This is a genomic window from Jiella endophytica, from assembly GCF_004519335.1.
Classification (GTDB): domain Bacteria; phylum Pseudomonadota; class Alphaproteobacteria; order Rhizobiales; family Rhizobiaceae; genus Jiella; species Jiella endophytica.
The window spans coordinates 329080-352723 of the sequence record NZ_SOZD01000005.1; the positions used below are offsets into that span (position 1 = coordinate 329080).

The 23644-nt window shown below is 67.1% G+C and carries 21 protein-coding genes and 1 tRNA gene; 10 read left to right on the top strand and 12 right to left on the bottom strand.

Translation table 11 applies throughout. The features are described from left to right. Nucleotides 1-40: 40 nt before the first annotated feature. From E3C22_RS17530 to E3C22_RS17575, 10 genes are all read right to left on the bottom strand, one after another. Nucleotides 41-274, bottom strand: coding sequence for a BolA/IbaG family iron-sulfur metabolism protein (locus tag E3C22_RS17530; RefSeq protein ID WP_134759180.1), 234 nt, complete (start codon nt 272-274; stop codon nt 41-43). A 108-nt stretch (nt 275-382) separates the two neighbouring features. Then, the gene (gene purL, locus E3C22_RS17535; protein ID WP_134759182.1) at nt 383-2608 is read right to left on the bottom strand and encodes a phosphoribosylformylglycinamidine synthase subunit PurL; all 2226 of its coding nucleotides are present in this window, start codon (nt 2606-2608) and stop codon (nt 383-385) included. Nucleotides 2609-2708: 100 nt separating this feature from the next. Next, on the bottom strand, nt 2709-3209 hold the full coding sequence (locus tag E3C22_RS17540; RefSeq protein WP_134759184.1) for a hypothetical protein: 501 nt from the start codon (nt 3207-3209) through the stop codon (nt 2709-2711). A gap of 5 nt (nt 3210-3214) precedes the next feature. After that, nucleotides 3215-3616, bottom strand: coding sequence for a hypothetical protein (locus tag E3C22_RS17545; RefSeq protein WP_134759186.1), 402 nt, complete (start codon nt 3614-3616; stop codon nt 3215-3217). Between the two features lie 10 nt (nt 3617-3626). Beyond that, nucleotides 3627-4307 carry a phosphoribosylformylglycinamidine synthase subunit PurQ gene (gene purQ / locus E3C22_RS17550; RefSeq protein ID WP_134759188.1) on the bottom strand — a complete coding sequence of 227 codons (681 nt, stop codon included), beginning with the start codon at nt 4305-4307 and terminating at the stop codon, nt 3627-3629. Continuing rightward, nucleotides 4304-4948 carry a hypothetical protein gene (locus tag E3C22_RS17555; protein WP_134759190.1) on the bottom strand — a complete coding sequence of 215 codons (645 nt, stop codon included), beginning with the start codon at nt 4946-4948 and terminating at the stop codon, nt 4304-4306. Before E3C22_RS17555 ends, purQ begins: the two co-directional genes overlap by 4 nt. Then, on the bottom strand, nt 4945-5199 hold the full coding sequence (locus tag E3C22_RS17560) for a hypothetical protein (RefSeq protein WP_134759192.1): 255 nt from the start codon (nt 5197-5199) through the stop codon (nt 4945-4947). Before E3C22_RS17560 ends, E3C22_RS17555 begins: the two co-directional genes overlap by 4 nt. Nucleotides 5200-5213: 14 nt before the next feature. Next, entirely contained in the window at nt 5214-5462 is a 249-nt protein-coding gene (gene purS, locus E3C22_RS17565) for a phosphoribosylformylglycinamidine synthase subunit PurS (RefSeq protein WP_134759194.1), read from the bottom strand. Between the two features lie 97 nt (nt 5463-5559). Beyond that, the gene (gene purC, locus E3C22_RS17570) at nt 5560-6324 is read right to left on the bottom strand and encodes a phosphoribosylaminoimidazolesuccinocarboxamide synthase (RefSeq protein ID WP_134760837.1); all 765 of its coding nucleotides are present in this window, start codon (nt 6322-6324) and stop codon (nt 5560-5562) included. Between the two features lie 289 nt (nt 6325-6613). Beyond that, nucleotides 6614-6687, bottom strand: a tRNA-Cys gene (locus E3C22_RS17575). A gap of 334 nt (nt 6688-7021) precedes the next feature. Between E3C22_RS17575 and E3C22_RS17580 the strand changes: the two genes are divergently transcribed. From E3C22_RS17580 to E3C22_RS17620, 9 genes are all read left to right on the top strand, one after another. Next, nucleotides 7022-10210: a beta strand repeat-containing protein gene (locus E3C22_RS17580; RefSeq protein WP_134759196.1), complete on the top strand. Its 3189-nt coding sequence runs from the start codon at nt 7022-7024 to the stop codon at nt 10208-10210. Nucleotides 10211-10403: 193 nt separating this feature from the next. After that, a complete protein-coding gene (locus E3C22_RS17585) occupies nt 10404-11327 on the top strand; it encodes a D-alanine--D-alanine ligase (RefSeq protein ID WP_134759199.1) in 924 nt (307 codons plus the stop codon). Beyond that, the gene (locus tag E3C22_RS17590; RefSeq protein ID WP_245514691.1) at nt 11315-12223 is read left to right on the top strand and encodes a cell division protein FtsQ/DivIB; all 909 of its coding nucleotides are present in this window, start codon (nt 11315-11317) and stop codon (nt 12221-12223) included. The genes E3C22_RS17585 and E3C22_RS17590 overlap by 13 nt, the downstream gene beginning before the upstream one ends. Beyond that, nucleotides 12220-13548 (top strand): cell division protein FtsA, encoded by a 1329-nt coding sequence (ftsA, locus tag E3C22_RS17595; RefSeq protein WP_134759201.1) that lies wholly within the window; start codon nt 12220-12222, stop codon nt 13546-13548. The genes E3C22_RS17590 and ftsA overlap by 4 nt, the downstream gene beginning before the upstream one ends. 179 nt (nt 13549-13727) lie before the next feature. Next, nucleotides 13728-15293: a cell division protein FtsZ gene (gene ftsZ / locus E3C22_RS17600; RefSeq protein WP_134759203.1), complete on the top strand. Its 1566-nt coding sequence runs from the start codon at nt 13728-13730 to the stop codon at nt 15291-15293. A gap of 305 nt (nt 15294-15598) precedes the next feature. After that, the gene (lpxC, locus tag E3C22_RS17605) at nt 15599-16537 is read left to right on the top strand and encodes a UDP-3-O-acyl-N-acetylglucosamine deacetylase (RefSeq protein ID WP_134760842.1); all 939 of its coding nucleotides are present in this window, start codon (nt 15599-15601) and stop codon (nt 16535-16537) included. A 293-nt stretch (nt 16538-16830) separates the two neighbouring features. Then, a complete protein-coding gene (locus E3C22_RS17610) occupies nt 16831-17715 on the top strand; it encodes an outer membrane protein assembly factor BamD (RefSeq protein WP_425364945.1) in 885 nt (294 codons plus the stop codon). 187 nt (nt 17716-17902) lie between these two features. Continuing rightward, nucleotides 17903-19582, top strand: a complete 1680-nt coding sequence (recN, locus tag E3C22_RS17615; protein ID WP_134759205.1) for a DNA repair protein RecN — start codon at nt 17903-17905, stop codon at nt 19580-19582. Between the two features lie 65 nt (nt 19583-19647). Further along, a complete protein-coding gene (locus tag E3C22_RS17620; protein ID WP_134759208.1) occupies nt 19648-20760 on the top strand; it encodes an FAD-dependent oxidoreductase in 1113 nt (370 codons plus the stop codon). Here E3C22_RS17620 and E3C22_RS17625 read toward each other — a convergent pair. Both E3C22_RS17625 and E3C22_RS17630 read right to left on the bottom strand, forming a co-directional pair. Then, complete coding sequence (locus E3C22_RS17625) at nt 20755-21069, bottom strand: type II toxin-antitoxin system RelE/ParE family toxin (protein WP_134759210.1); 315 nt, start codon at nt 21067-21069, stop codon at nt 20755-20757. The genes E3C22_RS17620 and E3C22_RS17625 overlap by 6 nt on opposite strands. Beyond that, nucleotides 21066-21383, bottom strand: coding sequence for a ribbon-helix-helix domain-containing protein (locus E3C22_RS17630; RefSeq protein ID WP_134759212.1), 318 nt, complete (start codon nt 21381-21383; stop codon nt 21066-21068). Before E3C22_RS17630 ends, E3C22_RS17625 begins: the two co-directional genes overlap by 4 nt. Before the next feature lie 80 nt (nt 21384-21463). On the opposite strand from E3C22_RS17630, the gene ligA reads away from it, so the two are divergent. Then, nucleotides 21464-23584 (top strand): NAD-dependent DNA ligase LigA, encoded by a 2121-nt coding sequence (gene ligA, locus E3C22_RS17635; RefSeq protein ID WP_134759214.1) that lies wholly within the window; start codon nt 21464-21466, stop codon nt 23582-23584. Nucleotides 23585-23644: the final 60 nt, after the last annotated feature.

A 23644-nucleotide genomic window follows, 5' to 3' on the forward strand; every position in this document is an offset into this window, starting at 1 on the left:
CGAAGCGGTCGCCGTCAGTGGATCGGCGGCCGCGGCGCCGTCATTTGGGCGCGCTGGTCTGCAGCGCGAGGGCGTGCAACTCGCCGCCCATATTGCCGCGCAGGGCCTTGTAGACCATCTGGTGCTGCTGCACGCGCGACTTGCCGCGGAAGCTCTCGGAAACGATCTCGGCGGCGTAGTGATCGCCGTCGCCGGCGAGATCGCGGATGCTGACCACGGCGTCCGGAATCTCCTGCTTGATCATTTTCTCGATGTCCTGGGCGTTCATCGGCATCATGGTACTCCGGCTCGGATCGGTCGGTATCGGATGATAGGCGCCGCATCGGCCGGCCGCAATGCGCGGCGGGCGGCGCCTCGTCGAGGGCAGGGGGAACGAGACCGTTCAGGCCGCCGCGGGCGGCTCGATCACCGTCCCCGACATGTAGCTCGGGAACCAGCTCTCATGGGCGACGGTCATTGCCCGGATGGTGAGATCGAGCCGGCCGGCGACCTTCAGCCGGTCGCCGCCGGCGGTTCCGAGCCGGCGGAGCGGCACGCCGGCATCTGCCGCGGCAGCGGCAAAACTCTCGGCATCGGCCGGGGAGAGTGCGACCGCATAGCGCGCCTGGTCCTCGCCGAAGAGGATCGCGTGATCCGGCCCGTCGCCCGCCTCGATCGCGGCGCCGATCCGCGAGGCCATGCAGAGCTCCGCCAGCGCCACGGCGAGACCGCCGTCGGAAAGGTCGTGACAGGTGCGGATCCTGCCGGCCCGGATGAAGCTGCGGACGAAATCGCCGTTGCGCTTCTCCTCGGCGAGATCGACCGGCGGCGGCGCGCCGTCCTCGCGCTCCTCGATCGTCGAAAGATAGGCCGAGGCGCCGAGATGGCTGCCGTCGTGGCCGACGAGAAAGAGGACGTCGCCTTCCTTCAGCGCGTCGACGCGGGCGGTGTTGCTGCGGTCCTCGATCAGCCCGACTCCGCCGATGGTCGGCGTCGGCAGGATCGCCGTCCCCTGCGTCTCATTGTAGAGCGAGACGTTGCCGGAGACGATCGGGAATGCAAGAGCGCTGCAGGCGGCGCCGATGCCTTCCACCGCCTTGACGAACTGGCCCATCAGCTCGGGCTTTTCCGGATTGCCAAAGTTGAGGTTGTCGGTCGCTGCCAGCGGCTCTGCGCCGACCGCGGTCAGGTTGCGCCAGCATTCGGCGACGGCCTGGGCACCGCCGCGATAGGGGTCGGCCTCGCAGTAGCGGGGCGTCACGTCGGACGAGAAGGCGAGCGCCTTGGTCGGGTGGCCGTCGACCCGCACGACGCCGGAATCACCGCCCGGGCGCTGCAGCGAATTGCCCTGGATCAGCGTGTCATACTGCTCGAACACCCAGCGCCGCGAGCAGAGGTCCGGCGAGCCGAGCAACGACAGCAGAGCCGCGCCGCAGTTCTTCGGGACCGCTACGTCCCCCGGAGCGACGTCTTGCCTCGGCTGCGGCTCGACCCAGGGTCGGTCGTATTCCGGCGCCTCGTCGCCGAGTTCCTTGATCGGCAGATTGGCGACCTCCTTGCCCTCGAACAGCACGCGGAAGCGCAGATCGTCCGTGGTCTTGCCGACGACGGCAAAGTCGAGACCCCATTTGACGAAGATCGCCTCGGCCACCTCGCGCTTTTCCGGATCGAGGACCATGAGCATGCGCTCCTGGCTTTCCGACAGCATCATCTCGTAGGGGCTCATCCGGTCTTCGCGCACCGGCACGGCGTTGAGGTCGAGCTCGATGCCGAGACCACCCTTGGCGCCCATCTCGACGGCCGAGCAGGTCAGCCCCGCTGCGCCCATGTCCTGGATGGCGATGACGGCGCCGGTCTGCATCAGCTCGAGGCAGGCCTCCAGCAGGCACTTTTCGGTGAAGGGATCGCCGACCTGCACCGTCGGGCGCTTCTCCTCGATCGATTCGTCGAATTCGGCCGAGGCCATGGTGGCGCCGCCGACGCCGTCACGGCCGGTCTTGGCGCCGAGATACACCACTGGCAGCCCGACGCCCTTCGCTTCCGAATAAAAGATCGCGTCGGTCTTCGCGAGGCCGGCGGCAAAGGCGTTGACCAGGCAGTTGCCGTTGTAGCGGGCGTGGAAATTCACCTCGCCGCCGACGGTCGGCACGCCGAAGGAATTGCCGTAGCCGCCCACGCCGGCGACGACACCGGCCACCAGATGGCGGGTCTTCGGATGGTCCGGCGCGCCGAAGCGCAGAGCGTTCATCGCGGCGATCGGCCGTGCGCCCATGGTGAAGACGTCGCGCAGGATGCCGCCGACGCCGGTCGCCGCGCCCTGATAGGGCTCGATATAGGAGGGGTGGTTGTGGCTCTCCATCTTGAAGACGACGCAGAGCCCGTCGCCGATATCGACGACGCCGGCATTCTCGCCCGGGCCCTGGATCACCCGCTCTCCCTTGGTCGGCAAGGTGCGCAGCCATTTCTTCGAGGATTTGTAGGAACAGTGCTCGTTCCACATGGCCGAGAAGATGCCGAGTTCGGTCAGCGTCGGCTCGCGGCCGATCAGGGCAAGCACGCGCTCGTACTCGTCTGCCTTCAGGCCGTGGGCGGCCACGAGCTCGGGGGTGATGGCGGGTTCGTCGGTCATGGCGGCGGCGTCCGGGAGTGGAATTTCGTTTGGTGAGCCTGTTAGCACTGCGATGGCTCGCGAAAAAGGCCGCAGGGACCGTGCCGGTGCGTCGACAGGTTCAGCCGACGCCGACCCAGTCCAACCGGGCCGTGCGGCAGGGCGCCGAGTCGCCGGGCCGCCGCATCACCAGCGTGTCGTCGTCGACCTGCGAGATTGCGCTTCCGGCGTTGCGGCGAACCTGCAGAACCAGCACATAGTCATAGCCAGCCCCCTTGCGGGCGGGCGAGCGAAGGCACAGCCCGTAGCCGTCGACGGTGCCCGCCGGCAGGAAGCTCGTCGCGCGCTCCGCCTTGCGGCGGCGGAAGACACCGGCGGCGGTGGCTTCGGCATAGGCGATCTCGGCCTTGGATGGCGTGCCGCCTCCCAGAACTGCGCCGGTTTCGCCGGGATCGGTCGGCGCGCTATCGTCTGCAGCCGCAATCGCCCCGACGGGATTGGCCGGCGAAGTCTGGCTTGCCGGCATCGGCGCCGGTAAGGGCGCCAGGGCGATCGGATCGGACGCGGCGCATCCGGTCAGCAGCGCCACAAGGGCGATCGCAAGGGGAAGGCGAGCCGCCATGCCGGTCAGGCCGAGCAGCCGTTATTGCCGGCGGCCCAGCGGTTGACGTCGGCGCCGATCCGCCCGCCGAGACTGTCGCTCATCAGCGGGCCATAGGTCGAGATCCTGGCCGAGCCGCTCTCACCCTCGACGACGACCAGCGGCCGGGCCTCGGGCTTGCCTTTCGGCACCAGCAGGAACCGCGGCCTGCCGGAAAAGGAGGAGAGCTCCGGCGCCAGCGAATAGGCGGCGAAGGCCGGATCCTTCGACTTGAACCAGCAGCGATTGGCGTTGAGGGCCAGCCGCTCCATCCGGTCGAGGCCGGTATCCGACGATTGTGGGCCCACACTGGGCCCGGTCGAACACGCGCCGAGGGCCAGCAGGACGGAGAGGAGCGCGGTCGTCGCGAGCGGGGCTCTGGTCTGCACGGGGGCTGCCTCAGGCGGCCAGACCTGTCGAGGCGCCGAGGGCGCTCTCGAAGATGCCGCGCCCGTCGGTGCCGCCATGCTCCGGCTCGATGAGGTTCTCCGGATGCGGCATCATCCCGAGCACGTTGCCGCCTGCATTGACGATGCCGGCGATGTCGCGCACCGCGCCGTTGGGATTGGTGCCCTCGGCATAGCGGAAGACGATCTGTCCGTTGTCCTCGAGCGCCTTCAGCGTCGCGTCGTCGGCGAAGTAGTTGCCGTCATGATGGGCGACGGGGCAGCGGATCACCTGACCCGCCTGATAGGCCGAGGAGAAGCGGGTGCCGGCATTGACGACTTCGAGCTTCACCTCGCGGCAGACGAAGCGCAGCGCAGCATTGCGCATCAGGGCGCCGGGGAGGAGCCCTGCCTCGCAGAGGATCTGGAAGCCGTTGCAGACGCCGAGAACCGGCACGCCCTTGCCTGCCGCATCGGCGACGGCGCGCATCACCGGCGAGCGGGCGGCGATGGCGCCGGCTCTCAGATAATCGCCGAAGGAAAATCCGCCCGGCACCACCACCAGATCGACGTCGGGGAGGGCCGTCTCGGTCTGCCAGACCGTCTGCGGCGCCCTGCCGGTGATGCTGGTCAGTGCCGCGATCATGTCGCGGTCGCGGTTGAGGCCGGGAAGAAGGACGACGGCGGTTTTCATGGCTTCACTCTGACGGAGGCGAGAAACTGGCGGGCGAAGTCGAAACGATCGTCGGAGCGGTCGCAGGTCTGGCATCTGACCCGGATGAAGCGCTGGCCGATGACGGCGGTGGCGTGGAACAGCGACTTCCAGCCGTAGGGCGCTAGGCTTTCGGCCGTGTACCAGGACTGGTCGCCGATCCACTCGGTGCCGGGGTCCTTTGTCACGGTCGCGCCCTCGTGCGAGCCCTTGAGCACGGAGTTGCGGATTTTTCCGGCGCCGATCGTCAGCGACACCATCCAGCCCGACGGCAGATAGCCGGAGAGGCCGATGGGCTTGTTGGTGACGATCAACTTGCAGACCTCCTGCGTTGCGCTCTCGCACGCCGCCGTGTGGCAGACATAGGTGGTCATCTGGGTGTCGGCGGGCGAATACTCGCTCGTCCATTGCGGCGGCGTTTCGGCGGATACGCCGTGCATCGGCTTGTCCCAGCCGGACGGGATCTGCGCGTGGGCGGCGGGGGCGGACAGCAGGGTAGCCAGCAGAATGACGGGAAAAACCCTCATTCCGTTGCTCCGCGGCAGGGACCGCAGAACCGCGCTCGCCGCGTCCTGACGAGGCAGTGGATCGATGGCAGGGCGCTCGATGATCTCGTTGCTCATTCGGGCCTGAATGGTGCCGCCGGCTCGGCCAGTTCACGAATCTCGAGCCGGCGCTCGATGCGTTCCAGCCGTTCGTCGTGACGGTCGAGTTTGTCGTAGATGTTGTGGATGTCGTTCTGCATGGACAGCATGTGACCTCGGATCGAGATCAGCTCCTGTTTGACTTCCCGCAGTCCGACGTCGAGGTTCCCCATACGAGATTGAAGCTGTTTGAGAGCCTCATAGATCAGCTCGTTCGTCACCTCGGGCATGACACCGGCTCCTGCTACCCGTGGTCGATCTCCACAGCATAATTCTCGATGACGGTGTTGGCGAGAAGCTGCTCGCACATGGCGTCGAGCCTGGTCTTGGCCCCGGCGGCATCGTCGCCGTCGAGGGTCACGTCGAAGACTTTACCCTGCCGCACGGAGCCGACACCGTCGATACCGAGATTGCCGAGGGCGGCCTCGATCGCCTTGCCCTGCGGGTCGAGGACGCCGGTCTTCAGCGTGACGATAATGCGGGCCTTGATCATTGATCCTCTGCGCGGGGATGAGCCCGCTTCTGCGAGATGTCGCTGGAATAGACGAGTCGGAGCGCCGGTGCCGGCTGTTTCACGGGCCTTCGCCGCTTCACTTGACCAGCACCGGCCCGGAAGGGCGGGGCGGCTCGTTCTCGTTCATGATGCCAAGGCGGCGAGCGACTTCCTGATAGGCCTCGACAAGGCCGCCCATGTCGCGGCGGAACCGGTCCTTGTCCAGCTTGTCGTTGGTCTGGACGTCCCACAGCCGGCAGGAATCGGGCGAGATCTCGTCGGCGACGACGATGCGCATCATGTCGCCCTCGAACAGCCGGCCGGTCTCGATCTTGAAGTCGACGAGCTGGATGCCGACACCGAGGAAGAGGCCGGAGAGGAAGTCGTTGACCCTGATCGCCAGGGCCATGATGTCGTCGATCTCCTGCGGCGAAGCCCAGCCGAAGGCGGTGATGTGCTCCTCGGAGACCAGCGGATCGTCGAGCGCGTCGGCCTTGTAGTAGAACTCGATGATCGAGCGCGGCAGCACCGTGCCTTCCTCGATGCCGAGGCGCTTGGCCAGCGAGCCGGCGGCGATGTTGCGCACCACCACCTCGAGCGGAATGATCTCGACTTCCTTGATCAGCTGCTCGCGCATGTTGAGCCGGCGGATAAAGTGCGTCGGGATCCCCATCTTGTTCAGATGCGAGAAGATGTATTCCGAGATCCGGTTGTTGAGGACGCCCTTGCCGTCGACGATCTCGTGCTTCTTCTTGTTGAAGGCGGTGGCGTCGTCCTTGAAGAACTGGACGAGGGTGCCGGGCTCCGGGCCCTCGTAAAGAATCTTGCCTTTGCCTTCGTAGATGCGGCGGCGACGTGTCATCATGAAAACTCTATCATGGTAAGGCTATGCCCCGGCGGGAATCGCCTGAGCAATGAGCACTGTCGAGCGGGTGAATAGACCAAAAGCCCCTGCATCACAATCGGCCCAGCCGTCGTGACATGCATGTGGTGTGTCGCCAGCCGAATGCCAGACGAGCCCGCTGCGTTCGGGCGCGCTTCCTGCCGCGACGGGCCAAACCGTCATCGGAACGTCGCAAGGGCCAGAGCATAAGCTCGGCCGTGCCCTGGCGGTCTTTTCAGCTGCCGGCGGCGAAACGCGCGGGGATGGCTGGAGGCCTCGGCCGGAATCGAACCGGCGTGCAAGGATTTGCAGTCCTCTGCGTAACCACTCCGCCACGAGGCCTCACCGGCGCTCTACCTACTGATACGGCTGTCGTTTCGCAAGGGGCGAAAACCGCCAAATGTCGATAAGCCGTTGCAGGCCGCCGAGGCGCCCGGACGGACGCCAGCGGACGCCGCCGAGCCGCCTGTTCTCCGCACACCAGACTGGCCGTGACCCATGGACGGAGTGTGGGCGGCTCACAAACTATTCTCCCAAGCCTTTGGAATTATGAAAGAAAGTTTTCCCATAAAGCTCCCTCGACAATTAGCGGGGCGGACGGAAGGCGGGTGCCTCGGATCGTTCGACCGGCCTTGACGAGGCCGGCCCCGACACGGCGGTTCGAGAGAGGAATTTCATGGCAGAGGTCATTTCAGCCAGTCAGGACACGACCCTGACGATCGACGAGGCACGTGTCGGGGACGGCACCTTCTACGGCCTTTCGAGTGTCTATGTCGCGTCGTCGGCAGGCCTTGATGCGGTGACGATCACCGCGTCGACGAATGTCACGCTGAACTGGACGGGGATGCTGATCGCCGATGCGGCGGGCCTGCGGCTGAACGGCGACGACAGCTTCCTGCTGACCTCCAGCGGCTCGATCTTCGCCGACGTCGGCGTTGCCGACGACGGTACCGCGGGCAACGAGGTGCAGATCCACGGCGACGTCTCGGCGGACCGGATCGGCCTCGACCTGACGGGCGCCAATGTCGTCGCGACGGTCGGCGGCAGGATCGACAGCCAGGGGATCGGCGTCGTCCTCGGCGGCGCGGGCGCGACGCTTCTCGTCGGCGGGGCGATCACTGCCGCAGAGACTGCCATCGTCGCTTCGGGCGACGGAACGACGATCACCGTCGGCGGCGGCGGCCAGGTCACCGGCGGTGACACCGATGCTTCAGCCCCCGGCCAGAGCGCCGCGATCCACACGGGAGCGGCCGGAACCGGTGCGACGAGCCTTTCGAACAGCGGCAGCATCACCGCCGAGATCGACGGCGACACCGGCCTGCGGGTGGCCGTCCTCGATGGCGACGCCTCAGATCTGAACGGCTCGACCTCGCAGCTGACCTTCGAGAATTCCGGCTCCGTCGAGGGCAGTGTCTGGCTCGGCGGTGGCGCCGACAGCTTCACCAATTCCGGCAGCGTCTTCGGCGACGTCGATCTTGGCGACGGCGACGACGTCTATGCCGCGAGCGGCAACGGTTCTGTTTCCGGCGCCGTTCTCGGCGGCGGCGGCGATGACGGTTTTGCCGGCGGCAATTCCGACGAGATCTTCAGCGGCGGCGAGGGCGACGACACCCTTGCTGGCGGCGGCGGCCAGGACGTGCTGCTCGGAGATGCCGGCAACGACCTCTTCGTCGCCGAGGCCGACCTTGCGACCGACCGCTATGTCGGCGGCGAAGGCTCCGACACCATCTCCTTTGCCGGCACGAGTTCCGGCGTCTACGTCAATCTCGGCTGGGGCCTTTCCTTCGGCTTTGAATCGGGCCTTGACATCCTGTCCGGCATCGAGAGCGTCGTCGGCTCGACCGGCGACGACATCCTGATGGGAAGCAGCTCGTCGATCGGTCTGGACGGCGGCGCCGGCAACGACCGGGTCCGTGGCGGTTCTGCCGGCGAGACGATCTCCGGGGGCATCGGCGACGACATTCTCGACGGCGGCGAGGGAGACGACAGCGTCGAAGGCGGCGACGGCAGTGACGGGCTCTTCGGCGGCGCCGGCAGCGATGTTCTCGACGGCGGGGCGGGCAACGACGTCCTCTTCGGTGGTGACGGCGCCGACGTCATGGACGGCGGCGACGGCATCGATACGGTCAATTATCGCGCCTCTGCCGCGGCGGTTGCCGTCAGCCTTGCCACCGGCACCGGCAGCGGCGGCGATGCCGAGGGGGACACTCTGACGGATGTCGAGCGGGTCTTCGGTTCGAGATTCGGCGATACCCTCGAAGGCGATGCAGGCGCCAACGTCCTCTTCGGCCTTGGCGGCGCCGACACGCTGCTGGGCCTTGGCGGCGACGACTGCCTGCTCGGCGGCACCGGTGACGATGTTCTCGACGGCGGCGAAGGCGACGACGCGCTGCTCGGCGGCGAGGGCGCCGACGTCATCGATGGCGGGGACGGCATCGACACGGTCAACTACCGCGCCTCCTCGGCCGGCGTGTCCGTTAGTCTCGCGACCGGCATCGGCAGTGGCGGCGAGGCCGAAGGCGACACGCTGGTAAATGTCGAGAGGATCGCAGGCTCGGCCCATGACGACGTGATCGAGGGCGACGGCAACGACAACGTCCTCTTCGGCCTCGACGGCGCCGACAGCCTGCAGGGGCTCGCCGGCAGCGACAGCCTCTATGGCGGCGCCGGCGAAGATCTCCTCGACGGCGGTGCCGGAGCCGACGCTCTCGACGGGGGCGATGGCTTCGACGTCGCGAGCTATCAGGATTCGGCAGCCGCCGTCACGGTCCGTCTGACATCCGGCACCGGCAGCGGCGGCGACGCCGAAGGCGACAGGCTGACGGCGATCGAAGGGCTGATCGGGTCGGCGCGCGGCGACGTTCTCGCCGGCGACGACGGCGCCAATACTCTCTCCGGCCTTGCCGGTGCCGACGTGCTGTGGGGGCTTGCCGGCGACGATACGCTCGAGGGTGGGGCCGGCAACGACGCGCTGCTCGGCGGCGCCGGAGCAGATATCCTCGACGGCGGCGACGGCATCGACACGGCGAACTACCGGAACTCCGACGCCGCCGTTTCCGTCAGCCTGGCGACCGGCACCGGCAGCGGCGGCGATGCCGAGGGCGACACGCTGACCGGCATCGAGCGGTTGGCGGGGTCGGCCCATGACGACGTGCTCGAGGGAGACGACAGCGCCAACGTCCTCTACGGCCTCGACGGTGCCGACACGCTCAGCGGCCTCGGCGGCAACGACAGCGTGCTCGCGGGAGCCGGCAACGACAGCCTCGACGGCGGCGAGGGCAATGATGTCCTGACCGGCGGCGATGGGGCCGACGCGCTTGTCGGTGGCGACGGCGCGGACGCGGCAAGCTACCGCAACTCCAGCGCCGCCGTGTGGGTGAGCCTGACGACCGGCACCGGCAGCGGTGGCGAGGCCGAGGGCGACACGCTGTCCGGCATCGAACGGATCATCGGCTCGGCGCATGGCGATACGCTCGAAGGCGACGCGACGGCCAACGTCTTGTCCGGGCTTGGCGGCGCCGACGCGCTGAGCGGCTTTGCCGGCAACGACCGTCTCTCCGGCGGCGGCGGTGACGACAGCCTTTCGGGCGGTGCCGGCAACGACATTCTGGAAGGCGGCAGCGGATCGGACGTCTTTGTCTTTGCCGACGGCTTCGGCAGCGACGTGATCACCGACTTCGACGCACGCGATGCCGCCGAGGCGATCAGCCTGTCGGCCGTCACCGGCATCAGCGACTTTGCCGATCTTTCGGCGAACCACCTGTCGCAGGTGGGCGACGACGCGGTCATCACCGTCGGCGGCGACACCATCACGCTCGTCGGCGTCGACGTCACCGATCTCGACGCGGGCGATTTCCTGTTCTGACGATCGCCTCTCGAGCCGGGAACATCAGGGGCTGCGCCGGGCGCGGCCCCTTTTTCATTGGTGCGGCAAAGTCGCCGCCAAAGCCCGACCCTTTCAAATTTCTTGCTTTCGCCACAGTCGGTTAACCGATGCTTAACCATCGATCTGCGAAAGATTGAATCAAACCCTTTGTTAATTTTGAGCGGCAGTCGCAATGGCAAAGCATGTGGCGGTCTTGATGGGCGGCTTCTCGTCGGAGAGACCGGTCAGCCTCTCCTCGGGCAATGCCTGCGCCGACGCCCTGGAGGCGGTCGGCCACACCGTCACGCGGCTCGATGTCGGCCGCGACGTCGCGGCACGGCTTGCCGAGATCGCCCCCGATGCAGCCTTCAACGCGCTGCACGGCCCCTATGGCGAAGACGGCACCATTCAGGGCATCCTCGAATATCTGCAGATCCCCTACACCCATTCGGGCGTCCTTGCCTCGGCCCTGTCGATGCACAAGGAGCGGGCGAAGATCGTCGCGAAGTCCGCCGGTGTTCCGGTGGCCGAGGCGCGCGTCCTGCACCGCCTCGATGCGGCGCCCGCCCATGTCCTGTCGCCGCCCTACGTCATCAAGCCCGTCGCCGAGGGGTCGAGCTTCGGCGTTCTGATCGTGCGCGAGGACCAGTCCAAGCCGCCGCAGGAACTCTACTCGGCCGACTGGCCCTATGGCGACCGGGTGATGGTCGAGCGCTACGTCCACGGCCGCGAACTGACCTGCGCGGTGATGGGCGACGTCGCCCTCGACGTCTGCGAGATCGTGCCGGAAGGCCACGCCTTCTACGACTACGAATCGAAATACGCCGCCGGCGGCTCGCGCCACGTCGTGCCGGCGGAGATACCGAAGAGCGTCGCCCGCCGCGTCCAGGAGCACTCGCTCGCCGCCCACAAGGCGATGGGCTGCCGCGGCGTGACGCGCTCCGACTTCCGCTATGACGACCGCTTCGGCGAAGGCGGCGAACTGATCTGGCTGGAGATCAACACCCAGCCTGGCATGACGCCGACCTCGCTGGTTCCGGATATCGCGCGGGTCGCGGGCCACAGCTTCGAGGAACTCGTCGGCTGGATGGTGGAGGACGCCTCGTGCGACCGCTGAACCCCAACCATATCCCCGCCGATCCGCACGGCCCCGGCCGGCTTGCTCGTGCGAGGGCCAAGGCGACCCGGCGCATCGTCGGCCTCGTTGCGACGGCCTCCGATCTGCCGCTTCCCGGCTTCGGCCAGATGGCCTTTGCCGTCGTCGCCGGCAGCGTGATCTACGGCATCGCCGTCGGCGGCCACACGGGCGAAGTGCTCGACGGCGTCGGCCAGCCCCTCGGCTTCTCGATCGACAAGGTCGCGGTGCATGGCAACAGCGAGACCTCGGAGATCGACGTTCTCCAGGCGCTCTGGCAGACCGGCTCGCAGACGCTTTTGTCGCTCGATCCGACGGATGCCCGCCAGACGCTGGAATCCATGCCGTGGATCGACCGCGCCTCGGTCTCGAAGATCTTCCCCGACCGGGTGGAGATCGATCTCGAGGAGCATCGGCCCTACGCCGTCTGGCAGACCGGTCAGTCGTTCTTCGTGGTCAATCGCGAGGGCAAGAAGATCGTCCCCTACATGCCGGGCCGGTTCGACGCCCTGCCGGTCGTGGTCGGCGAGGGCGCCGGCAGCGCCGCGGCGAGCATCATCGATGACATGGAAAGTTTTCCTGAGCTTCGCGCAAGGGTGAAGGCGTATGTCCGGGTTGGCGGCCGTCGCTGGGACCTCGAGCTGAACAACGGGGTCATCGTCCGGCTGCCGGAAGTCAAACCGATGGAGGCGGTGGCGGAAGTCGTGCGTTTGGATCGGCAGAACACTTTGCTCGAACGCGAGATCGCGGCGGTGGACCTGCGGCTTTCCGATCGCGTCGTGGTCAGGCTGACGGACGGTTCCTTCACGCGGCGCAAGGAGCGTCTCGAAGAGCGGGCCAAGCTGATCAAGCGCCTTGGCAAGGATAAGCCGGTATGAGTCTGTTCGGTTTCGGCAAATCCGATCTGCCGAGGATCAAGGGCCTGTCGCCTCGCAAGGCGCGGGTGATCTCCGTCCTCGACGTCGGTTCGGAAAAGATTTCCTGTCTGATCGCCAGGCTGCGTCCGCGCATCGCCGGCGAGATGCTGCCCGATCGCACCCACACGATCGAGGTGATCGGCGTCGGCCATCACCGCTCCCGCGGCATCCGGTCGGGCGCCGTCGTCGATATCGCGGCTGCCGAACTGGCGATCCGCCAGTGCGTCGATGCGGCCGAGCGCATGGCTGGCCTCTCCGTCGAGTCGCTGATCGTCTCGGTTACCGCCGGCCGGCTGAAGAGTGTCCGGCGCCGGGCCGAGACCGAGGTGGTCGGCGAAGTCTCCCAGGCCGATCTGTCGCGTGTCACCGGCAATGCCGCCAAGATGCCGCTCGACGACGAGCGCGTGGCGCTGCATTCGACGGTCTACGACCTGCAGCTCGACGACGATGCCGGCCTGGAAAATCCGGTCGGCATGACCGGCGACCGCCTCTCGGCGAATCTCCATATGCTGACCGCCGAGGTCGCGCCGCTGCGCAACCTCGAAGCCGCGATCAACCGGGCGCAGCTGGTCGTCGAGGCCTTCGTCGCCACCCCTTACGCCAGCGCGCTCTCGACCATGGTCGAGGACGAGGCGGCGATGGGCTCGGCCTGCATCGACATGGGCTCCGGCGCAACGACCATCGCGATCTTCCAGAACGGCCGCTTCGTCTATGCCGACCAGATCGCCATCGGCGGCGCCAACATCACCATGGATCTCGCCCGCGGCCTGTCGATCAGCCCGGCCGACGCCGAGCGGATCAAGGTCATGCACGGCTCGACCCTCGCCGAGCTTCTCGACGACACCGGTGAGCCGCTCAGCGTCGCCCCGCTCGGCGACAGCGGCGACGCCCATCCGATCGTCGTCAAGCGCTCGCTGGTCACCAAGATCATCCGGCCGCGCGTCGAGGAGACGCTGGAGCTGGTACGCGACCGGCTGAACGCCTCCGGCCTCGGCCACGTCATCGGCAAGCGCGTTGTGCTCACCGGCGGCGCGAGCCAGCTGGCCGGCCTCGCCGACACCGCCCGCATGGTGCTGCAGCGCAACGTCAGGCTCGGGCGACCGCTGGGTGTTACGGGACTCAATCCATCGAGCAAGGGGCCGGGGTTTTCGACCTCCGTCGGTCTCTTGATCTATCCGCAGGTCGCTCACCGCGAATACGTCGCGGAGCGTTCGCTCGCCGTCCAGGCGATCGACAAGGCGATGGAGGGAGGCCGTTTCGGCTCCTGGCTGCGCCGGGCGCTGTGAGGAAAGGAATTCCGGCGGGACGATGATCGAGCTTCGGATCGTCACGCCAGACCGGGATCAGGCGCCGCGGGGGCGCTGCGCCAGGGACGGGAAAACGGTGCGCGCCGCGCGCCTTTGAGAATTGCAACAAACGGCCGCGCGGCGAGACGGCCTGAGCGAATTGGAAGAGGAATGAGGGCATGAGTGTTACCTTGAAGAAGCCGGACATCACCGAACTGAAGCCCCGCATCACCGTCTTCGGTGTCGGCGGAGGTGGCTGCAACGCCGTCAACAACATGATCAGCGCCGGCCTCGAAGGGGTCGACTTCGTGATCGCCAACACCGACGCCCAGGCGCTGCGTTCCTCGCGCGCCGAGCGCATCATCCAGATGGGCGTCGCCGTGACCGAGGGTCTCGGCGCCGGTTCGCAGCCCGAGGTCGGCCGCGCGGCCGCCGAGGAATCGATCGACGAGATCTGCGATCACCTTCTCGGCTCGCACATGTGCTTCGTCACCGCCGGCATGGGCGGCGGCACCGGCACCGGCGCTGCCCCGGTGGTCGCCCGCGCCGCGCGCGAAAAGGGCATCCTGACCGTCGGCGTCGTCACCAAGCCGTTCCACTTCGAGGGTCAGCGCCGGCTGCGGATCGCCGAGCAGGGCATCGAGGAACTGCAGAAGAACGTCGACACGCTGATCGTCATTCCGAACCAGAACCTCTTCCGCATCGCCAACGACAAGACCACCTTCGCCGACGCCTTCGCGATGGCCGACCAGGTGCTCTATTCGGGCGTCGCCTGCATCACCGACCTGATGGTCAAGGAAGGCCTGATCAACCTCGACTTCGCCGACGTCCGTTCGGTGATGCGCGAGATGGGCAAGGCGATGATGGGTACCGGCGAGGCCTCGGGCGAGGGCCGTGCCATGGCCGCCGCAGAAGCGGCAATCGCCAACCCGCTGCTCGACGAAACCTCGATGAAGGGCGCCAAGGGCCTGCTCATCTCGATCACCGGCGGCCGCGACCTCACGCTTTTCGAAGTCGACGAAGCGGCGACCCGCATCCGCGAGGAAGTCGACCAGGACGCCAACATCATCCTCGGCGCCACCTTCGACGAGAATCTGGAAGGCGTGATTCGCGTCTCGGTCGTCGCCACCGGCATCGACAAGAGCGACGTCGAGATGGCCCAGCGCTCGTCGATGGCCAGCCACACGGCTGCCGTGGCGCAGCACCGCGCCGCCCAGCCGGCCGCTGCCTTCGTTCAGGCCGCGCCGCAGCAGCCCGTTGCCGCGACGATGCATGAGGCTCCGGCCGAGGCCGAGGAAGACGACGCCGAGATCGAGGACGCCTTCACCGTCGCACTCGCCGCCGAGATCGCCCAGGTGGCTCCGCAGCCGGCGGCCCGTCCGAGCGTCTCCAGCGCCGAAACGGCGATGGAGCCGATCCAGCCGGCGCGCATGCCGCGGGTCGAGGACTTCCCGCCGGTGGTGCGCGGCGAGATGGAGCAGCGCCAGGCCGCCAACCACGAGCAGGCTGCCGACGAGCGCGGCGCCATGGGCCTTCTGCGGCGGCTGACCACCGGTCTGTCGCGCCGCGAGGAGGACGAGCAGCAGGCCGCCGAGCCGGCGCGCCGCGCCCATGTCGAGCCGAATCCCTACGCCCCGCGTCGCTCCGCGGCGGAATCGGCTGCCCGTCCGGCGACCGCCTCCCGCCCGGTCAGCGAAGAGGAACAGCTGGAGATTCCTGCGTTCCTCAGGCGTCAGGCCAACTGATCTCGCGTCATTGTTGCGGTTTCGCGACACTGCCCGTCGGAGCAATCCGGCGGGCATTTGCGTTTAAGTCACTGAATTTATGGGCTTGCAGCCATTCGTTCACGGATTGTTGGTAACAGTGGGTAAGAAAGCGTGATTTTGCCAAAACCGCTTGCCGATTTACCAACGATCGCAACGAAAGGGGAACCATTGCGGATTCCCCGGCCGGTCTCAACCGGGTGAATCAGTCGACTGGATGTGTGTGTAGGCGGCCGCGGCGCGGGGGTGCCGAAGGCTGGACGGGGAAAGGTAATCCTGACGTGTTGATGTTTCAGCAGACGATAGCATCGCGTATCGATTTCGACGGCGTGGGTGTGCACAGTGGTCTGCCGGTGCGACTCGCACTGCTTCCGGCCGAGGTCGACACCGGCATCGTCTTCCATCTCGTCCGTCCCGACGGCAGCATTCGTCAGATCCCCGCCGTTTCGGCGAATTCCTCGCTGACCGATCTTTCCACCGTCGTCGGCGATCTTGCCGGTGCGCATGTCTCGACCATCGAGCATCTGATGGCCGCGCTCTACGCCATGGGCGTCGACAACGTCGCGGTGCGGATCGATGCCCGCGAGACGCCGATCCTCGACGGCTGCTCGGCGGAATATGTCCGCGGCATCAACGAGGCCGGCGTCGTCAGCCAGGGTGCCAAGCGCCGCTATCTGCGGATCCTGAAGCCGGTGGCGATCGAGATGGGCAAGGCGAGGGCGGAATACCGGCCCTATGCCGGCACCCGCTTCGAGATCGAGATCGATTTCGCCAATGCGGCGATCGGCCGGCAGACCTACCGGGCCGACCTCACGGCCGCCCGTTTCACCCGGGATCTCGCCCGGGCGCGCACCTTCGGCTTCATGGCCGATGTCGAACAGCTCTGGGCGGCCGGCTATGCGCTGGGCTCCTCGCTCGACAATTCGGTGGTGCTCTCCGACGACGGCCGTGTGGTCAATCCGGAAGGGCTGCGCTTCGAGGACGAATTCGTTCGCCACAAGGCGCTCGACGCCGTCGGCGACCAGGCTCTCGCGGGCCTGCGCATCCTCGGCTGCTACAGCTCCTATCGCGGCGGCCACCGGCTGAACGCCATGGCGCTGCAGGCGCTCTTCGCCGATCCGACGGCCTACGAGATCGTCGAGATGCCGGCCCGCCGCGTCGACCCGGTGCGCCATGCGCCGCTGGTCGCGGTTGCCGCGCCGGCCTTTGGTCCGCAGATCCTCTGAGGTCCGACATCTGCGTCGCATCCGCTCGACAAGGCGGCGAGCCTGTCCGGTGTCCGGACGGGCTCGTTTCTGCGTCACTTGCCCGCTTTCGGCCGACGATCCACCCTCACGCCGAGTGCGGGTCAGATGGTGACGCTGCGGCAACAGGCGGTGGGTGAATGATGGCGTGCAAGGGGTTTCACGTCGCCCGGCCACAAAAAAGGCACCTTACTCGGGCTTCGGCATTGTTCGAGCCTCGCTCGGGGGGTAGTGATGCCGGCCGGAGGCTGAATGGGGTAGGGGACCCGCAGAACATGATCGAAGCGACAAGGCAGTCCGCCGGACCAACGAAATGGGCGCAGCGCATGGCGCTGACCGGCGCGGTCCTTGGTGCCGCACTCGGACTTGGCGGGTGCATGTCGGGGGGCGACAACGACGTCGACGTCCTGGCGCTCGCCGCCGAGACCGATCCGCCGGACGTTCTCTACAATCAGGGCCTCGCCAATCTCGAAGGCGGACGGCTCGGCGAGGCGGCCAAGAAGTTCCAGGCGATCGACCGCCAGCATCCCTATTCGGAATGGGCCCGCAAGGCGCTGATCATGCAGGCCTTCGCCAGCTATCGCGGCGGCGACTACGAGGAAGCGACGACGGCGGCCAAGCGCTACATCTCGCTCTATCCGAATTCCGAAGATGCGGCCTATGCCGAGTACATCATTGGCCTGTCGCACTTCCGCCAGATCCCCGACGTCACCCGCGACCAGAAGCAGGCGGCCTACACCGCGACGGCGATGCGGGCGCTGATGGAGCGCTTCCCCGACACCGCCTATGCCGAGGACGCCAAGGGCAAGCTGCGCATTGCCCGCGACCAGCTGGCCGGCAAGGAGATGCTGGTCGGCCGCTACTATCTCGAGCGGCGCGACTATCTCGCCGCCATCAACCGCTTCAAGAACGTCGTCGACGTCTATCCCGACACCCGCCAGGTCGAAGAGGCGCTGGCCCGCCTGACCGAGGCCTATTACGCCATGGGGCTCATCCGCGAGGCGCAGGCCTCCGCCTCGGTGCTCGGCCAGAACTATCCCGACTCGCCCTGGTATCGCGACTCCTACGCTCTGCTGAAGGGCCACGGGCTGGAGCCGCAGGCCGGCGCGTCGGACTCCTGGTTCGCCGCGGCGACGAAGAAGATCACCGGCGCGTCCTGAGGCCGGGAGATCGGCTGAAGGCGGCGGCCATCCCGGCCGCATCGGCAAGACAAGGCGGCGCGCAAGCGCCGCTTTTTGCAAGAAGCGACGCGCCGCCGCCCGCATTGTCCGCCGAGCCGGCTTGCGAAACCACTGCCAGCGACCGACATTGTCTGCGCCGCATCCTGCCCTGACCGACGAACCGGACATGCTGGTCCATCTTTCCATTCGCGACATCGTCCTCATCGAACGCCTCGACCTGACGCTCGGGGCGGGTCTCTCGGTGCTGACCGGCGAGACCGGCGCCGGCAAGTCGATCCTGCTCGATTCGCTCTCCCTGGCCCTCGGCGGCCGCGGCGACGGTTCGCTGGTCCGTCACGGCGCGAAGCAGGGCGAGGTGATCGCCGCCTTCGACGTCGCCGCCGATCATCCGGCGAGGCAGCTTCTTACCGACAATGGTTTCGACGACGACGGCGACGTCGTGCTGCGGCGTGTCCAGACCGCCGATGGGCGCAGCCGCGTTTTCGTCAATGACCGGCCCTCCAGCGTCGCGCTGATGCGCCAGATCGGCCTGTCGCTGGTCGAGATCCATGGCCAGCATGACGACCGGGCGCTGGTCGATGCCGCCAGCCATCGCATGCTCCTCGACGAGTTCGGCGGGCTGGAGCACGAAGCCGAATCGCTCGCAAGGCTCCATGGCGAGTGGCGCGGCGCTCGCGAGGCCCTCTCGGCGCATCGCGCCAAGGTGGAGGCGGCGGCGCGCGAGGCGGATTTTCTGAGGAGCGCGGTCGAGGAGCTTTCCGAACTCCAGCCGCTCGCCGGCGAGGAAGAGGAACTCGCCGAAAGGCGTCAGGTGATGATGCGATCGGAAAAGATCGCCACCGACGTCAACGACGCCAATGAGGAACTCTCCGGCCCGACCTCACCGATCCCGGGGCTGGCGAATCTCCTGAAGCGGCTCGACCGCAAGCGCGACGAACTCCCCGGTCTGCTCGACGAGGCGATCGAACGGCTCGATACCGCCCTCGATGCCTTGTCCGATGCCCAGACCAGCCTTGAAGCAGCGCTCCGCAGCCTCGAATTCGATCCGCGTGCCCTGGAGGCGACCGAGGAGCGGCTTTTCGCGCTGCGCGCCGCCGGCCGCAAGTTCAACCTTCCCGTCGACGATCTGCCGGAACTGACGGCACGGATGATCGGCGATCTTGCCGATCTCGACGCCGGCGAGGAGAGGCTCGTCGCCCTTCAGGCGGAGGTCGAGGCAAAGCGCGAGCGCTATGATGCCGAGGCGGCCGTCCTGTCGGAAAGGCGCGCCGTGGCGGCCCGCATGCTGGAAGCTGCGGTGATGGCCGAACTCCCGGATCTGAAGCTCGAGCGGGCGAGCTTCATGGTGGAGATCGCGAGCGACGCCGAGCGGCGCGATCCCTCCGGCATTGATACAGCCGAGTTCCATGTCCGCACCAATCCCGGCACCCGAGCCGGGCCGATGATGAAGGTCGCTTCGGGCGGCGAGCTGTCGCGCTTTCTGCTGGCCCTGAAGGTGGCGCTCGCCGATCGCGGCTCGGCGCCGACGCTGGTCTTCGATGAGATCGACACCGGCGTCGGCGGCGCCGTCGCCGATGCGATCGGGCGGCGTCTGGCGCGTCTCGCCGGCTCCGTGCAGGTCCTGGCGGTGACCCACGCGCCGCAGGTCGCGGCAAGGGCCGCGACGCATCTCCTGATCTCCAAGGCGAGCGTCGGCAGCGAGGTCGAGGACCGTGTGGCGACCCGCGTTGCGACCATCGACGTCGAGGGTCGGCGCGAGGAGATCGCCCGTATGCTGGCCGGCGAGAGCGTCACGGAAGAGGCAAGAGCGGCCGCCGCCCGGCTGATCGGGGCGGGGCGCTCCTGAGGACCGGTCGGCAAGGCCGCGCCGGCGCCCTATAATCGTCCCCGTCGGACAGGATGGGGGTGAACATGGCGCGCGACGGGATCGTATTGATTGCCGGGGCCGGGCCCGTCGGGCTTGCGGCGGCGGTGGAACTCACGCGGCGCGGTGTTGCCGTCCGCATCGTCGATGCCGGCGAGGGGCCGACGCCCGCCGACCAGTCCCGCGCGCTCGCCGTCCTGCCGACGACGCTGCGGATCTTCGAAGCCTCGGGGATCACGACGAAGCTTCTGGCGGCCGGAACGAAGATCACCGGTGCCGACATCGCGCTCGACGACAAGCCGGCCTTCGCCTTCGATTTCTCCGACGCCGACACGCCCTATCCCTTCATCCTCGCCTTCCCGCAAGGCGGCACCGAACGGCTGATGATCGAATGGCTGGCGGCGCATTCGGTGCCGGTGGAATGGTCCGTCGGCCTCGACACCGTCGGCGAGACCCATCGCCCGACGGCGATGCTGTCCAACGGCGAACGCGTCGAGGCGGCGGCGATCCTCGGCTGCGACGGCAGCCATTCGCGGGTTCGCCAGGAGCTCGGCGTGCCCTGGAGCGGCGAGGGCTATCCCGGCGCCTTCGCGCTTGCCGACGTCGTCTTCGACGAGCCGATCGACGCCCACCGGGGCAAGCTCTCGATCGGCTCGTCGCGGGAGAAGTCCCACGCCCTTTTGCCGATGGGCGAGAACCGGGCGCGGCTGATCGGCTTTCACGATTCGCCCGAGGCGCTCGTCGAGGCGTTTCGCGCCAGCATCGCCGAGGTTACCTGGAAGTCGACCTTCCACGTCTCGTTCCGCCATGCCGAGCGGATGTCCCGCGGCAAGGTGTTCCTCGCTGGCGACGCGGCCCATGTTCATTCGCCGGTCGGCGGGCGGGGCATGAATCTCGGCATCTGGGATGTCGCGGCATTCGCCCATCTCTATTGCGAGCACCGCGAAACCGAATATGAAACGCAGCGGCTGCCGGTGGCGAGAGCCGTCATCGACCAGACGCGCGAGATGACCGACCGGCTCGGCCGTCCGCCGGCCTATCTCGGCTCGATGCTGAAATACGCCATGCCGATGGCGACGATGCTGGCGCCGGTGCGGCGCAAGATTGCCGAACGCGTTCTGGCGCTCGACCTGCCACAGCCAGAGTGGCTCCATTCATGATTTTCGAAGCATGATCGCATTGTAGTCGCGGCCGCCATAGATGACGTCGATGATTTCGACGTGATCTTCCAACGTCCGATACAGGATCACCGCCGACCGCTCGAACGGAACAAGGCGGACATCGTCCCCAAGATCAGCGCGCGGAGAGCCGCCATTCGGCGCCCTGCCGATCTTCGTACAACGCCGTTCGATGCGATCGGTGAATGATAGTGCGACATCGAGTGATCCAGTCGACGTCGCGATGTAGGTCGCAAGGTCCGCAAGGGAGGATATTGCCGCTTCCGATAGTCGGACCGGCAGAACTTTCACGACGAGCGATGCCGTCGTGAAACTTCCCGTCGGACCCTTTCGAATGCCTCCTTAACGGGTACGGAGGGGCGCGGGTCTCTCCGTGCCGCGTCCACTCGTGCCCGCACAGCTTCGATGCGCGCCGCTCGGTCCATCTCGAAATAGGTTGCCAGCGCCTGGCGTATCAATTCGTCAGGCGTCGGAACGGCGCCGGATTCGACCTCGGCGGCGATTTCCTGCATCAGGTCTTCCGGCAGTGTGACTTGGAGGGGCTCGGCCATATCTGGTTCTGTCCACGCGGTCATCTTCATGAAAAATGCGGTATCGGTCACCATAGAGCAAGCTCGCGCCGAGTCTTGAGCAATCAGTCCGCGCCGAGCCGCCGGTCGCCGAGCGAGACGGAGCAAGTTTTGACATGGCCGACAGACCGGTCGAAGAGCTGAACGAAGCCGAAGCCGCCGAGGAGCTGGAGCGGCTCGCCGGCGAAATCGCCGAGCATGACGCCCGCTACTACCGCGAGGACGCGCCGAGCGTCTCCGACGCCGAATACGATGCGCTGCGGCGGCGCAACAGCCAGATCGAGGCAAGGTTTCCTGCCCTGATCCGCGAGGATTCGCCCTCCGTCAGGGTGGGCTCGGAGGTTTCGGAAAAGTTCGGCAAGATCCGCCATGCGCTGCCGATGCTCTCGCTGGACAACGCCTTTTCCGACGAGGATGTCGCGGATTTCGCCAAACGCGTGCGCCGCTTTCTCAAGCTTGCCGAGGACGCGCCGCTGGCGATCACCGCCGAGCCGAAGATCGACGGACTGTCGCTGTCCCTGCGCTACGAGGCCGGAGAGCTCGTCTCTGCCGCGACGCGCGGCGACGGCACGACGGGCGAGGACGTCACCCGTAATGCGCGGACGATCGGCGACATCCCGAACAAGCTGAAGGGCAAGGCGCCCGAAGTCTTCGAGGTACGCGGCGAGGTCTATATGAGCCACGAGGCGTTCCAGGCCCTCAACGCCCGCCAGGCAGAAACCGGCGGCCCGGTCTATGCCAATCCGCGCAACGCTGCGGCCGGCTCGCTGCGCCAGCTCGATGCCGGCATCACCCGCTCGCGGAAGCTGCAATTCTTCGCCTATGCCTGGGGCGAGACGAGCGATGTGCCGGGCGCCACCCAGACGGAGGTGGTCGCCGCGCTCGGCAAGATGGGCTTCTCGGTCAATCCGCTGATGCAGCGCTTCGAGACGATCGACGCGTTGATCGAGCACTACCATAAGATCGAAGAGCAGCGATCGAGTCTTGGCTACGACATCGACGGCGTCGTCTACAAGGTCGACGATCTGGAGCTGCAGAAGCGGCTCGGCTTCGTCTCGCGCTCGCCCCGCTGGGCGATCGCCCACAAATTTCCCGCCGAGAAGGCGACGACGCTCCTTCACGACATCGAGATCCAGGTCGGTCGCACCGGCGCGCTGACGCCGGTCGCCAAGCTCGAACCGGTTACCGTCGGCGGCGTCGTCGTCACCAATGCGACGCTTCACAATGCCGACGAGATCGCGAGGCTCGATGTCAGGATCGGCGACACAGTGGAGATCCAGCGGGCCGGCGACGTCATTCCCCAGGTGCTCGGCGTCGTCGAAGCGAAGCGGCCGAAAGGAGCCGAGCCCTTCGCCTTCCCGGCGGTCTGTCCCTGCGAGCTCTCGACCGAAGTGGTGCAGGAGGAAACGGCCTCGGGCGCGAAAAGCGTCGTCAGGCGCTGCACCGGCGAGTTCGCCTGCCCGTTTCAGCGCCGCGAGCACCTGAAGCTCTTCGTTTCGCGCAAGGCCTTCGACATCGACGGCCTCGGCGACAAGCAGATCGACTTCTTCTATGACGACCCGGACTTCCCGGTCCGCACCCCTGCCGACATCTTCACCCTGAAGCGCCGCAACGATGCCGGCATGAAGAAGCTGAAGGACAAGGAGGGCTTCGGCGAGCTCTCGGCGAAGAACCTCTTCGAGGCGATCGAGGCACGGCGGCCGATCGGCCTCGACCGGCTGATCTTCTCCTTCGGTATCCGCCATGTCGGCGAGGCGACGGCGCGGGTGCTGGCAAGGGCCTATGGCAGCTTCGAAGCCTTTCACGAGGCGGGCCTGAAGATTGCCGCCGGCGACGAGGAAGCCGCCACCGAGATGGATGCGCTGGAGGATATCGGCGGAGCGGTGATCACCGCCGTCACGCGGTTCTTCTCCGAGGAGCACAATCTGAAACTCGTCGAGGCGCTGGTCGCCGAGCTTCAGGTGGAGGAAGTGGAAAAGCCCGCCGAGACCTCGCCGGTCGCCGGCAAGACGGTGGTCTTCACCGGTTCTCTCGAAAAGATGACCCGCGACGAGGCGAAGGCCATGGCCGAGGGGCTGGGCGCGAAGACCGCCGGATCGGTATCGAAGAAGACCGATCTCGTCGTTGCCGGCCCCGGTGCCGGCTCGAAGCTGAAGAAGGCCGAGGAACTCGGCATCGAGGTGGTCGACGAGGATGGCTGGTTCACGCTGATCGGCCGCGAACCCACCGTAACGTAAGGCGTTTTTGCCGCGGTGCAGAACCGCCACGGCGGCCGGCGAAAGCTTCTACCTCGTCCG

Bases quoted from the DNA above. Each gene is read 5' to 3' on its own strand.
- E3C22_RS17530 (WP_134759180.1), bottom strand. From the start codon at position 274: ATGCCGATGAACGCCCAGGACATCGAGAAAATGATCAAGCAGGAGATT.
- purL (WP_134759182.1), bottom strand. From the start codon at position 2,608: ATGACCGACGAACCCGCCATCACCCCCGAGCTCGTGGCCGCCCACGGC.
- E3C22_RS17540 (WP_134759184.1), bottom strand. From the start codon at position 3,209: ATGGCGGCTCGCCTTCCCCTTGCGATCGCCCTTGTGGCGCTGCTGACC.
- purQ (WP_134759188.1), bottom strand. From the start codon at position 4,307: ATGAAAACCGCCGTCGTCCTTCTTCCCGGCCTCAACCGCGACCGCGAC.
- E3C22_RS17555 (WP_134759190.1), bottom strand. From the start codon at position 4,948: ATGAGCAACGAGATCATCGAGCGCCCTGCCATCGATCCACTGCCTCGT.
- E3C22_RS17560 (WP_134759192.1), bottom strand. From the start codon at position 5,199: ATGCCCGAGGTGACGAACGAGCTGATCTATGAGGCTCTCAAACAGCTT.
- purS (WP_134759194.1), bottom strand. From the start codon at position 5,462: ATGATCAAGGCCCGCATTATCGTCACGCTGAAGACCGGCGTCCTCGAC.
- purC (WP_134760837.1), bottom strand. From the start codon at position 6,324: ATGACACGTCGCCGCCGCATCTACGAAGGCAAAGGCAAGATTCTTTAC.
- E3C22_RS17580 (WP_134759196.1), top strand. From the start codon at position 7,022: ATGGCAGAGGTCATTTCAGCCAGTCAGGACACGACCCTGACGATCGAC.
- E3C22_RS17585 (WP_134759199.1), top strand. From the start codon at position 10,404: ATGGCAAAGCATGTGGCGGTCTTGATGGGCGGCTTCTCGTCGGAGAGA.
- ftsA (WP_134759201.1), top strand. From the start codon at position 12,220: ATGAGTCTGTTCGGTTTCGGCAAATCCGATCTGCCGAGGATCAAGGGC.
- ftsZ (WP_134759203.1), top strand. From the start codon at position 13,728: ATGAGTGTTACCTTGAAGAAGCCGGACATCACCGAACTGAAGCCCCGC.
- lpxC (WP_134760842.1), top strand. From the start codon at position 15,599: ATGTTTCAGCAGACGATAGCATCGCGTATCGATTTCGACGGCGTGGGT.
- E3C22_RS17610 (WP_425364945.1), top strand. From the start codon at position 16,831: ATGATCGAAGCGACAAGGCAGTCCGCCGGACCAACGAAATGGGCGCAG.
- recN (WP_134759205.1), top strand. From the start codon at position 17,903: ATGCTGGTCCATCTTTCCATTCGCGACATCGTCCTCATCGAACGCCTC.
- E3C22_RS17620 (WP_134759208.1), top strand. From the start codon at position 19,648: ATGGCGCGCGACGGGATCGTATTGATTGCCGGGGCCGGGCCCGTCGGG.
- E3C22_RS17630 (WP_134759212.1), bottom strand. From the start codon at position 21,383: ATGGTGACCGATACCGCATTTTTCATGAAGATGACCGCGTGGACAGAA.
- ligA (WP_134759214.1), top strand. From the start codon at position 21,464: ATGGCCGACAGACCGGTCGAAGAGCTGAACGAAGCCGAAGCCGCCGAG.